The 11,130-nt window shown below is 47.4% G+C and carries 14 protein-coding genes; 1 reads left to right on the top strand and 13 read right to left on the bottom strand.

Annotated elements, in window-relative coordinates; all coding sequences use genetic code 11:
• Positions 1–12: 12 nt before the first annotated feature.
• The gene (gene dapB, locus M1E06_RS09645; protein ID WP_035338517.1) at positions 13–816 is read right to left on the bottom strand and encodes a 4-hydroxy-tetrahydrodipicolinate reductase; all 804 of its coding nucleotides are present in this window, start codon (positions 814–816) and stop codon (positions 13–15) included.
• 12 nt (positions 817–828) lie between these two features.
• On the bottom strand, positions 829–1,167 hold the full coding sequence (locus M1E06_RS09640; RefSeq protein WP_023857432.1) for a nucleotide pyrophosphohydrolase: 339 nt from the start codon (positions 1,165–1,167) through the stop codon (positions 829–831).
• 137 nt (positions 1,168–1,304) lie between these two features.
• On the opposite strand from M1E06_RS09640, the gene M1E06_RS09635 reads away from it, so the two are divergent.
• Complete coding sequence (locus M1E06_RS09635) at positions 1,305–2,177, top strand: YitT family protein (protein WP_023857433.1); 873 nt, start codon at positions 1,305–1,307, stop codon at positions 2,175–2,177.
• Between the two features lie 44 nt (positions 2,178–2,221).
• Here M1E06_RS09635 and ypjB read toward each other — a convergent pair whose 3' ends face one another.
• From ypjB to M1E06_RS09580, 11 genes are all read right to left on the bottom strand, one after another.
• Complete coding sequence (gene ypjB, locus M1E06_RS09630; RefSeq protein WP_035338516.1) at positions 2,222–3,022, bottom strand: sporulation protein YpjB; 801 nt, start codon at positions 3,020–3,022, stop codon at positions 2,222–2,224.
• Between the two features lie 74 nt (positions 3,023–3,096).
• Positions 3,097–3,681 carry a lipoprotein heptaprenylglyceryl N-acetyltransferase LhaT gene (lhaT, locus tag M1E06_RS09625; RefSeq protein WP_026579388.1) on the bottom strand — a complete coding sequence of 195 codons (585 nt, stop codon included), beginning with the start codon at positions 3,679–3,681 and terminating at the stop codon, positions 3,097–3,099.
• Positions 3,682–3,733: 52 nt separating this feature from the next.
• Complete coding sequence (locus M1E06_RS09620; protein WP_164468298.1) at positions 3,734–3,883, bottom strand: hypothetical protein; 150 nt, start codon at positions 3,881–3,883, stop codon at positions 3,734–3,736.
• A gap of 35 nt (positions 3,884–3,918) precedes the next feature.
• The gene (locus M1E06_RS09615) at positions 3,919–4,686 is read right to left on the bottom strand and encodes a menaquinol-cytochrome c reductase cytochrome b/c subunit (RefSeq protein ID WP_020451942.1); all 768 of its coding nucleotides are present in this window, start codon (positions 4,684–4,686) and stop codon (positions 3,919–3,921) included.
• A gap of 32 nt (positions 4,687–4,718) precedes the next feature.
• On the bottom strand, positions 4,719–5,393 hold the full coding sequence (gene qcrB, locus M1E06_RS09610; protein ID WP_003182952.1) for a menaquinol-cytochrome c reductase cytochrome b subunit: 675 nt from the start codon (positions 5,391–5,393) through the stop codon (positions 4,719–4,721).
• A gap of 2 nt (positions 5,394–5,395) precedes the next feature.
• Positions 5,396–5,902 (bottom strand): QcrA and Rieske domain-containing protein, encoded by a 507-nt coding sequence (locus tag M1E06_RS09605; protein WP_003182954.1) that lies wholly within the window; start codon positions 5,900–5,902, stop codon positions 5,396–5,398.
• A gap of 146 nt (positions 5,903–6,048) precedes the next feature.
• Complete coding sequence (locus tag M1E06_RS09600) at positions 6,049–6,495, bottom strand: YpiF family protein (RefSeq protein ID WP_025811228.1); 447 nt, start codon at positions 6,493–6,495, stop codon at positions 6,049–6,051.
• A gap of 82 nt (positions 6,496–6,577) precedes the next feature.
• Positions 6,578–7,117, bottom strand: coding sequence for a ReoY family proteolytic degradation factor (locus tag M1E06_RS09595; protein ID WP_020451944.1), 540 nt, complete (start codon positions 7,115–7,117; stop codon positions 6,578–6,580).
• Between the two features lie 68 nt (positions 7,118–7,185).
• Positions 7,186–8,460 carry a tetratricopeptide repeat protein gene (locus M1E06_RS09590; protein ID WP_035338515.1) on the bottom strand — a complete coding sequence of 425 codons (1,275 nt, stop codon included), beginning with the start codon at positions 8,458–8,460 and terminating at the stop codon, positions 7,186–7,188.
• A gap of 232 nt (positions 8,461–8,692) precedes the next feature.
• Positions 8,693–9,979 carry a 3-phosphoshikimate 1-carboxyvinyltransferase gene (gene aroA / locus M1E06_RS09585; RefSeq protein ID WP_023857440.1) on the bottom strand — a complete coding sequence of 429 codons (1,287 nt, stop codon included), beginning with the start codon at positions 9,977–9,979 and terminating at the stop codon, positions 8,693–8,695.
• 10 nt (positions 9,980–9,989) lie between these two features.
• A complete protein-coding gene (locus M1E06_RS09580; protein WP_020451947.1) occupies positions 9,990–11,105 on the bottom strand; it encodes a prephenate dehydrogenase in 1,116 nt (371 codons plus the stop codon).
• Positions 11,106–11,130: the final 25 nt, after the last annotated feature.

Here is an 11,130-nt window from a genome sequence, read left to right as displayed (position 1 = left end):
TCCCCCTTCTTGTTACTCTATGATATTTTCAAGGCCGTAGACAAGCTGATCGATTTTCATCACTTGTTCAACAGCCAGTTTCACACCAGACATAAAAGATGCGCGGTTGTATGAATCATGACGGATTTTCAAGGTTTGGCCGTCTCCGCCGAACATCACTTCCTGATGGGCGATCAATCCCGGCAGACGAACGCTGTGGAGACGGATTCCGTTTTGATCGGCTCCTCTTGCTCCCGGCAGAATTTCTTTTTCATCCGGATGCCCCTGCATTTTCGCTTCGCGAACAGCCGAAATCATTTCCGCCGTTTTCAAGGCCGTTCCGCTTGGTGCGTCAAGCTTTTGATCATGGTGCTGTTCAATGATTTCGACATCGGTAAAATAGTTGGCAGCCATTTGCGAAAACTTCATCATCAACACGGCTCCGAGCGCGAAGTTTGGCGCGATGATGGCTCCGATCCCCTTCTCGTCGGTCAGTTCCATAAGCTCGTTCAAGTCACTCTCAGAAAATCCTGTCGTTCCCACAACAGGACGGACGCCGTGCTCCAGCGCGATTTTTGTATGTAGCTTGCCGATTTCCGGCGTTGTCAAATCAATCAGAACGTCCGGAGCCGTTTCTGAAAAGCAATCGGTAATATCGGTGTAAATGACGGCATCTGAACTTGATATCATCACGTCTGACAGCTTTTCACGGTTATATGTACGGTCGATTGCACCGACAAGCTCAAAATGTGCGGTATCTTCAACAAGTTTGACCGCTTCGCTTCCCATTCTTCCGCGCGGTCCTGCTATTGCGATTTTAATGGTCTCCTTTTGCATCTTGATTCTCCTCTACTTTCCTTCTTCTTTTCTTGTCCAGCGGTCTTTGTCACGGGTGTTGAACTTCTCCATGACCATATCATGCGCTTCATCCAATGATATATGAAGCGAATTCGCAAGACAAACTAAAACGAACAATACGTCGCCGATTTCTTCATCGATCTTTTTTTCTGATTCGGTTTTTTTCTTCGGTTTTTCACCGTAATGATGGTTGATTTCCCTCGCCAGTTCGCCAAGCTCTTCCGTCAGCCTGGCCATCATGGCAAGCGGACTGAAATAGCCTTCTTTAAACTGGCCGATATATTCGTCAACCTCACGCTGTATATCTTTCATCGTTTTTTCTTTCGTCATGCTGACAAAACCTCCTGTCATCTCTTACATGTTAGCGAATTCAAACAAGTTTGACAAATGTTTAAGACGGGTTTGCTGTTTTAAAACGGATACACTATAATATTAACGCCAGCTTATGGAAGGAAAGGAGTTTTTTTATGTTCGGAGACATCAGAATGAAGAACGTCCTGTTTATTTTAGCAGGCGCCGCTGTTTTTTCCTTTGGACTCGTTCATTTTAATATGCAGAACAACTTGTCGGAAGGCGGTTTTACCGGCATTACCCTGCTGCTTTATTTCCTGTTTAACATCGATCCTTCCATATCCAATCTGGTGCTGAACATCCCGGTCTTCTTCATCGGCTGGAAACTCCTCGGCAGAACGGTCTTCTCATATACCATTCTCGGCACAGTCAGTCTGTCGGTGTTTTTATGGATTTTTCAGCGCTTCCAGATTCATATGCCGCTACAAAACGATCTTGCGCTCGCGGCTCTTTTTGCAGGCGTTTTTATCGGTACCGGATTGGGCATTATTTTCAGATATGGCGGAACGACGGGCGGCGTCGATATTATTGTGCGGCTGATCAACAAATATTTTCAAGTGCCGATGGGCAAAGCCATGTTTGTGTTTGACGCCTGCGTCATTACATTATCCCTTATTTTTTACCTCTCCTATAAGGAAGCGATGTACACGCTTGTTGCCGTATTTGTCGCCTCAAAGGTCATCGATTTTATGCAGGAAGGCGGTTATGCTGCAAAAGGCGCCACCATCATCTCTGAAAAAAACGACCAGATCCAGCGCAAAATCATTGAAGAAATGGAAAGAGGCGTCACGGTTTTAAAAGGTCAGGGGTCATATACGAAAACAGAGCGGGACGTTCTCTACTGCGTCGTTCCGAAAAATGAGGTTTTCCAGCTGAAAAACGTGATTACCTCTGTCGACCCGCACGCTTTTGTAGCCGTAAGCGACGTACACGACGTTCTGGGAGAAGGGTTTACGCTTGATGAGAACAAAAATCCCATCACACGCTGATTGAAGGTCAGCAAAAAAAAGAAGCTCGCGATCAGCGGAGCTTCTTATTTCGGCCAATCTTTTTCTCTTTTTCTGCGCCTGTCCTCTTCAGCTTTATACTTTCTGAAACCGACATATGTCAGCGTCGAGAGGATAATGCTTCCTGTCGTCAGGATGACCCATAATAGTGAAGGGTCTGCATCATCTTCTTCTACTTGATCAAACACATCTTCCAAATCTTTTTCCAAAAGCGTCAGCCTTTCCAGCTTGCTGCTTTCCGTCATTTGCTGAAAGCCCCCGTTTTCCACGACCGCAATATGGTTGGAGACGCTTTTTAACTGCTTTGGCGAAACATCAATCGTTAAGCTTGGATAAATCGTATCATACAAGGATAAAAAATGATTCCACTTTTCCCTGAATGTCAGGTTGTCTTCTTTCTGAATCCCGGCCTTCAAAGCGCTGAAAGAATCCATGATCGGCTTTTTCAAACTGCTCCACAGCGGATCATGGTCAGATTCTATGGCGTCCATCAGCATTCTAAACTGGGCAGCGGCTTTAAATTTTTCCTGCTGTGCGACATCTTCGCTTTCCAGCCTTTTCAGCGTATCATGGTAGGCCAGACTGACCTGGCGGATTTCCGAGCCTGTCATAATACCCTCTGTTTCCCCATTCTCCGCTGCTTTCAGCCGTTTTTCAAAGTATTGAAGAATTTGTACCGCTTCCTCATATTGAGACTGCCTTGTTAGCTGGAATACCGTATCTGACAGTTCCGTCAATTCCTGCAAAGCCAATGATTCTTTCGCTTTTAAACCGGCCGCAGGAAAAACAAGCGCAAGCATCATGCAAAGGATCACCTTTCGTATCATTACGGTCCCTCCCACTCCTTCTATTAAAGCGTATGAAGAGAGGGACAAGGTTAGACCTAGATTGTGAATCCGTGTTACAGCTTAAAAGCTTTCCGGGACAAAACCAAGTAATAGGCCAAAGCGATCGAAGCGATACTGAGCCAAAATGTAAAATAGCCGATCTGCGGCATATATTGATCGAGCATTGAATAATTCGGCATCATGCCAAACAAGTAATCAATGACATCATTATGCAGCGTCCAAACAGCCGCAAGCGCCAAATGCCACCCTTTAAACCGGTAATGAGGGGCGTACAGCACGCCTTGCACAGCCATTGCGAAATGCGACGCGATCAGCATATAGCCCGTCCAATGGAGGCTTCCGGACACCGCAAGCACAAGAATATTCATCACAACCGCCCACAGCCCGTATTTGACGAGCGTAACAAGCGCAAGCGCCTCAAAGAGAGGAGCATTCCTTCCCAATAAAAGTCCGATGAGAACAAATAAAAAAAACAATGTCGCCGTCGGGCTGTCGGGAACGAAAATCAGAAATTTCGCAGGCGTATTCGTCAGTTGCGGAAGGTACCAGTAATACCCGTAAACCGTACCGAAGAAATTAATGATCAAAAGCAGCAGAAGCAGCGGCTTTTGAGCGAGCATGTAGGAAATCAGTTTCAAAGCAATCAACTCACAGTCTCTTTAAATAAAAAAAGCCACCGCCGAGTCAGCTTCACAGACTGACCGCAGAAACGTGCGCCAAGAAGCAGCGGCCTTTCCGGCTTCCGTACGGTTCACGATCAGCAGCGGTCAAAATTGAAAAGGCCATCGACATCGTCGACAGCCCGAGAGGCTGACTTGGCGTCAGCTTCAGCTCTATCAAGAGTATAGCCTGCCTTCATCAACTTGACAACCGTTTTATTTCGCCGTTGTTTCGGAGATGAATTTAGACAGTTCTTTAAGCTCTTTATCAGATCCTTTAAAAACGCCAGCAGGCATTTCGCCTTTTCCTTCCTTGGCGATTTTCGCAATCTCTTCCGGAGACAAGCCGTTGTCAACGAGAGACGGGCCTGCCGCTCCTCCCTGCATGTTGTCTCCATGGCACGAAATACAGCCTTGCTCCTGATAAATCTTATACCCTGCTGCACTCGTATCTATATTGGCCTCTTCCTTGATCTTACCCTGCTCTTCAGCAGCGGCCCAGTCGTGGGTGACAACGGACTGCCATGTTAAGAAAATCGTCGCTGAAATTGCCAAAAGCATCAACCCTACGGCAACCGGGCGTTTAAACGGCCTTCTTTCAGGGCCTCTGTCAAGAAACGGTGCCAATAATAGCGCTCCGAATGCAATTGTCGGGATAATAATTGCGCCGACCACCGTATACGGCCCGGCAGCATATTCGTATTTCAGCAATTGGTAAAGAAATAGAAAATACCAGTCTGGCAAAGGTATGTAGCCGGTATCGGTCGGATCTGCCATCCGCTCGAGCGGAGGCTCATGCACGATGGTCAGCACGAGAAAACCGACAAGGAAAACCGCCCCGACCATCCATTCTTTCAACAGGAAATTCGGCCAGAACGCTTCCGTTTTCCCTGGAAATTCGGAATAATCTTTTGGAATATTCGGTTTTCTTTCCGCCGGGATCCGTGAATCACCGACAAACTTCATCCCTTTTCCCCTTTTCATGCCATCCCCTCCTTCTCAATTGAGTCGCTCGCTTACAGCGGCCCAGAAATTCCTTGCTTGCGAATCATGATAAAGTGTGCAGCCATCAGTCCGAACAGAGCGGCTGGCAGGAAAAAGACGTGTATGGCAAAAAAGCGCGTCAACGTCTGAGCGCCGACAATATCCGGATGACCGGCAAGCAGCGTTTTAATTTCCGAGCCGATCAGCGGCGTCGCCTCAGCAATCTGCAAACCTACTTTTGTCGCAAACAGAGCTTTCATATCCCAAGGCAAAAGGTAGCCTGTAAAACCTAAACCGAGCATGACAAAGAAAATCAAAACGCCGACAATCCAGTTCAGCTCTCTCGGCTTCTTATAGGCCCCCTGGAAGAAAACCCTGAGCGTATGAAGAAACATCATCACAATGACCAAGCTTGCACCCCAGTGGTGCATTCCCCTTACAATCTGTCCGAACGCCACTTCATTCTGCAAATAATAAACAGATTCCCAGGCGTTTTTAATATCCGGAACGTAATACATCGTCAAAAACATGCCGGACAGCACCTGAATCACCGTAACGAAAAACGTCAATCCCCCGAAGCAGTACACGAAAGCTGAAAAATGGTGAGCCGGGTTCACGTGTTCAGGAACTTCATGATCGGCGATGTCCCGCCAGAGCGGCGTAATGTCAAGTCTTTCGTCCACCCAGTCATAAATTTTGTTTAGCATGATCACCCATCCTTCCTCGGCTTGGCTTTCCCTAAGTAAAGGTAGCCGTCTTTAACCTCTTGCTCATAGCGGTCCAAAGGAGCAAGCGGCGGAGTTCCGGGCACGTTGGTACCATCCTTTTCATAAAGTCCGTAATGGCACGGACAAAAGAACTTATTCGGATTTTTAGGATCGCTGTTCCAGTTGACCGTACACCCCAAATGTTTACAAACCGGTGATAAAGCTACAATTTCGTCCCCACTTTTGAAAACCCACGCTGATCTCGATTCTTCCGATTCGTACCAGGCATCCACTTGTTTGATTTTAAAATCGAAGCGCTGCGGTTCATTTGTCAATTCATCAACGCTGACAACCTGAACCATGTCCTGATCTTCAGTCGGCCTTAAAACCGGATCGAGCGCGAAGCGAACCATAGGCATGAGCATCCCCGCCGCCATAAAGCCGCCGACTCCGGTCAGCGTATAGTTTAAAAACTGACGTCTGGATACCCGATGTCTTTTTTCGCTCATCTTCATATCCCCCCTCAAGTCCCCAGCTACAATATAACTGAAATAGAAAAAAATTCATGAAACTAGGACACCCTCATAATATATCAATATTTTAGGAAGGTCAACATTCCCAAAATCATTATACAAAGGAAATGTAAGTGTTTTTATTAAGAGTTCCAATATTGTAACAAAATGTTCAATATTTGCTCAATTTGGTCTTCCAGCAGCTTCTGCTTTAACGAATCCTTCATATGTTCGAGAGGAATCGCCGGAACCCACAGCAGCTTTTGCTCGCTTTCGAGCACCTGCTTCCAGCGTTCATCCGTCGTTAAAAAAACGATGTGGCGAAAATGTTTTCCGGCCATTTCTTTTAAATCGGCGATATGCTGCGCCGATTTTTCATTCGCATCTAAATATGTACAGGGCGGAAACAAATAGATTCTGCCCTTCAGCTGCCTTTCAAGTTCTTCTGCAAGTATAGACGTAAATTCCCCTTTTGATACGGCCGATTTAAACTGATCTCCCAAATTAACCGATATTAAAGGGATGACAGCTGTATCGATGTATTCTTTCGCGTTCAAGTAAATATCCGCATCGTGCGTATTCCATTTCACGGCTCCCGGCCTCCTCGTTTTGACAGCGCTTTCTCCGGAGCTGAACAAGCCTTGCTCTCGGCAAGGCTTGATTGGCAGCGGATTATCGCAGCTGGCTCAGTTGTTTAGCTAGTTTTTCGAAGCTCTCTTTATCTTGGCGGTCAAGCGCTTCATCGATTTCCCGCAGCAGCTTTTGTCTCTGAAAAGTGGAAATGGAATGCTCCAAAATCTGTTCAGCGACAATTTTATCTTTTTCATTTTCATATAGGTCTTTCGGAATATGGGGGTTGGCTTCGAGTACCGCCGCATATTCCGGAGAATTATAGGCTGAGCGGAAGTTCAGCTGGATAAAGAGATCCTGCTGCTTATTCAGCCTGATATCATGAAATGATTTTTCTGCATCGGTCGTCATGACATTTTCTTTATAAAAACGAAAAGGCACTTCCTCAACGCAGTGGGTAGACATGATAATGCCCCTCGGACAAAATTCGGCCTGCTCGACAAAATGCACTTTTTCCATCAGCGAGTCATGGCTCATTAAATAATTCAGAATCCATACACACTCTCTTCGTTTCAGCTGATAATGGTTGAGAAACCAGCGGATAAAATCTTTTTTTTCATTGACAGAAACAGGGGTCTGCATGTTATTCCCTCCTCTATCGCATCTTGTGTATTACTTTATAAATTCCACACAAACCGATCATATCCTGCTTATTCAAAGGAATTTTCATCTTCGATTCTGAAAATCGTCTCCTGGACTTCCTCGTTTGCCGGGTCGAGCTCTGCCAGTTTTTTCAGCAGAGGCAGCGCTTCTTTCCGCCGTCCTTCTTCTAGCAGAAACATTGAATATTCGTAAAGGAAATCGGCGTCATCCCGATAGTGCAAAAATGCGTTCTCATATTCCTCACGCGCCTTGTCGTACGCCTCTGTCCGGGCGAATGCCGATGCCAGATGCCAGCTGAACTTCGGATCATCCTCTCCGTATTTGCGGACTTCCTGTACAAGTTCAATAATGCTCTCATCGTCTTCTTCTTCAAGAAACAGCGCAAGCAGGGCATGGACGGCTTCCAGATATCCGGGGTCCAGCGCGAGCGCTTCACGAAGCAGCTCTTTCGCTTCCGAATGCCTTTTCGTTTTTAAGGCTGCTTTTGCAGCGGAAAGATAAAGCTCTTTGTTGAATTCATCGAAGCGGATTCCTTCTTTTGCCGTTTCAAATGCTTCTTCATAAAGCCCTTCTGCTTCAAAGCTGTTTGCCAGAGGCTTGTAAAGTGAAGAATAAGCAGGATCCATTTCCTTCAGCTCTGTCAGTTGTTTAATCGCAGTTTTAGGATACCCCGCTTTCAGCGCCGTAAAACCAAACCCGAACAGTGTGTTGGGCTCCGGGTTCTCCTTGACGGCTTTTTCATACCATTCAAGCGCTTCTTCAAACGCGCCGGATGAACTTAATGATTCCGCCAGCCTTTGGTACACATTGACGCCGCCGATGACGGCTTCTTCTTCGGCCGCTTTTTTGAATTGACGGACCGCTTTGCCGTAAGCTCCCTGAGTGAAATACAGCTCTCCCAAAGCAAAATCGATAACCGGCTCATCCGGCAAAATGGCTTGGGCCTTCAACAGCTTTTGCTCGCTGACTTCAAACAGACCCTGCATCTGATAGAGGTCAGCCATTAAAAGCAGGCACTGCGGGTACGCTTCATCTGTTTCCGGAATCGTTTCGAGCACGCTGAGCGCTTTTTCTTCCTGATCGGTTTCGATGAGGAGTTCGGCATAAAAGCATGTCAGTTCCGTTTCATCCGGATACAGTTCATGGAGATCATTCGCGATGGCGATAGCCTTATCGACAATGCCCCATTCGTAATACAGCTGAGCTACTATGGCTTTGTCTTCATCATGAAGGTCAGACTCGATATCAGCAAGCTTTTTCAATCCGCTTTCTGGGTGGCCTGCTTCAACTAATTTTATGGCTTCTTGAATCGAAGTATTCAAATCTAAACGTCCCTTTCTTTCGTCAATTCATCGCCTGCCGTATCAGCCGGCATATCACGGTGAGTTACTTACTATCATAATTCACGCGGCGGCTTCCGGCAAATATGTTGCCCGCACACCTGTATGAAGCAGATTGATTCTGTTAAGACAAGCTATGCGGGAGACATTCGTTTTATGATCAAACGCCCGGCTTTCATGATTTTCCGGGCTGAAAAAGCCTGAGCACAAGGCTTCAGGCTTTCTTTGCAAGCTTTTCAATATGTTCAAAAAACGAAGGATATGAGACGCTCACAGCTTCAGGCTGTAAAATGTCGATCGGCTGCTCGCAGATGCAGGCGGCGATTCCCAGCATCATTCCGATCCGGTGGTCCCCGTGGCTTGAGACTTTCGCGCCGCCAGTAAGAGGCGTCCTGCCGTGAATCTTCATCCCGTCTTCTGTCGGCTCGATGTTCGCACCGATTTTTTTCAGCTCTGAGGCGACGGTATCGATTCGGTTCGTTTCTTTTACTTTGAGCTCAGCCGCGTCTTTGATGACCGTCGTTCCTTCAGCCTGTGTAGCGAGAAGAGCGATGATCGGTATTTCATCGATGAGGCGCGGGATCAAATCGCCCGAAATTTCAGCGGCTTTCAAAGAGGACGTTTTGATTCTGAGATCGCCGTACGGCTCGGCGTTTCCGGCATTTTTTTCTTCGATTTCAAGATCGGCCCCCATTTCTTTCAAGACATCGATGATTCCCGTCCTGGTCGGATTGAGTCCGACATTGCGAAGCACGACTTCACTGTCAGGAACTAGGGAAGCCGCTGCCAGGAAAAACGCAGCTGATGAAATATCACCCGGCACGAAGACTTCGGCCGCTTTCAACTGCTGCCCGCCCTCAATTGTTACGCTTGTTTCATCTTCCTGAAGGCTGACACCGAACATTGACAGCATCCGTTCCGTATGGTCTCTTGATTTATGAGGCTCCGTCACCGTTGTGGCGCCTTCGGCCTGCAGACCTGCAAGCAAAACGGCAGATTTGATTTGCGCACTTGCAACAGGCGACTGAAAATCGATCGCTGCCAGATGTCCGCCGCGGACAGAGAGCGGTGTATATTCCCCTCCGGCGCGGCCGTCGATTTTCGCTCCCATTTTTCGAAGCGGTTCTGTGACACGCTTCATCGGCCTTTTGGCGATGCTCTCATCGCCGGCGACTGTACTGTGAAACGGGCGTCCCGCCAAAATGCCGAGCATCAGCCTGATCGTCGTTCCGGAATTCCCCACGTCAAGGAGTTCCGCAGGTTCAGCCAGCTGATCGAGCCCTTTGCCGAGGACGGTGACATCACTGCCATTCTGTTCGATTTCCACACCCATTTTCCGAAAGCAGGCGATCGTGCTCAAGCAGTCAGCTCCTGGCAAAAAGTTTTTGATGACCGTTTTCCCTTCTGCTATGGCTCCGAACATAACAGAGCGATGAGAGATGGATTTATCTCCCGGAATATGAAGCTCTCCTTTTAGTGAACTGATTTTTCCTCTTTTCATGTGTTCCACCTCAATCAGCATAAAATGTTTCATATTTTGCACGGGTTTGAATGCATTTTTCGGCGCGTTTTCGATCTTCATCGGATTGAAAGCTGATTCTGAGAACACCGTTTATGTCTTCCCTTGTTTCAATAATCCGGATGTTCGTAATGCTGATTTTCTCGTCAGCGAGAATCGCCGTAATTTCCGAGATGACCCCGGGATGGTCGGGGACATCGACATAAAGATCGTAAAAGGAAGGAATCGCGCCTTTTTGCCGCAAAGGCAGACCGTCGCGGTATTCCTTGGCTTGCCGAAAAAATTCAAACAGCCCGTCTGCATCTTCATTTTCGATAAAAGACTGGATTCTGTCCAGCTCAAATTTCCATTCGTCAAACCGTTCCAATATTTTATCTTTATTGTGCAAAAGAATATCGCGCCACATCGCCGGGCTGCTTGAGGCAATTCTCGTAATATCGCGGAAGCCCCCTGCGGCAAAACGCTTGACGAGCGGATAATGATCTTCGAATTTGACGGTCTGGTGGACGAGACTGGCCGCTACGACGTGCGGAAAGTGGCTGATCACGCTTGTAACGGCGTCGTGTTCAGCCGGAGACATTTCCACAAACTTTGCATTTGTTCCTTTGAGCAGATCTTTTAAGGAAGCAACCGCTTCTTTGCCGGCGGAGCCGGAAGGCGTCAAAATGTAAAACGCGTTCTCGAAAAGGAAGTCTTTGGCGGCTGCGACGCCCGATTTATGCGATCCGGCCATCGGATGGCCCCCGATAAACCTGTATTCATCCGGCAGCACTTTCTCGGCATAGGTGACGACCTTTTGTTTCGTGCTGCCGACATCTGTAATGAGCAGCTTTTTTCTGATGCCTGAAGCGGCAAGTTCATCAAGCATGTGAAGCGTCTGTTCGACCGGCGCCGCTAAAAAAACGGTTGATGCTTCTTTCACCCCTTCTAAAAAAGAAACAGCCGGAGCATCAATAACGCCAAGCTTTTGTGCAGCTCTTGCCTGCTCTTCTGACACGTCAAACCCGATGATCCGTTTGCCGGGGTGTTCCTTTTTGATGGCAAGGGCGATCGAACCGCCGATTAAGCCCAAACCGGCCAATAAAATCGTTTCATTTGGTTGAGTCATTTTTTATCACCTAAGTTCATCAATA

The sequence above is a fragment of the Bacillus sp. AK124 genome (genome assembly GCF_053903085.1).
Note: the sequence above shows the minus strand (reverse complement) of the source record. Positions and strands in the feature narration are given on the sequence as shown.

Coding starts and splice junctions, on each gene's coding strand:
- dapB (WP_035338517.1), bottom strand. CDS start 816: ATGCAAAAGGAGACCATTAAAATCGCAATAGCAGGACCGCGCGGAAGA.
- M1E06_RS09640 (WP_023857432.1), bottom strand. CDS start 1,167: ATGACGAAAGAAAAAACGATGAAAGATATACAGCGTGAGGTTGACGAA.
- M1E06_RS09635 (WP_023857433.1), top strand. CDS start 1,305: ATGTTCGGAGACATCAGAATGAAGAACGTCCTGTTTATTTTAGCAGGC.
- ypjB (WP_035338516.1), bottom strand. CDS start 3,022: ATGATACGAAAGGTGATCCTTTGCATGATGCTTGCGCTTGTTTTTCCT.
- M1E06_RS09615 (WP_020451942.1), bottom strand. CDS start 4,686: ATGAAAAGGGGAAAAGGGATGAAGTTTGTCGGTGATTCACGGATCCCG.
- qcrB (WP_003182952.1), bottom strand. CDS start 5,393: ATGCTAAACAAAATTTATGACTGGGTGGACGAAAGACTTGACATTACG.
- M1E06_RS09605 (WP_003182954.1), bottom strand. CDS start 5,902: ATGAGCGAAAAAAGACATCGGGTATCCAGACGTCAGTTTTTAAACTAT.
- M1E06_RS09595 (WP_020451944.1), bottom strand. CDS start 7,117: ATGCAGACCCCTGTTTCTGTCAATGAAAAAAAAGATTTTATCCGCTGG.
- aroA (WP_023857440.1), bottom strand. CDS start 9,979: ATGAAAAGAGGAAAAATCAGTTCACTAAAAGGAGAGCTTCATATTCCG.
- M1E06_RS09580 (WP_020451947.1), bottom strand. CDS start 11,105: ATGACTCAACCAAATGAAACGATTTTATTGGCCGGTTTGGGCTTAATC.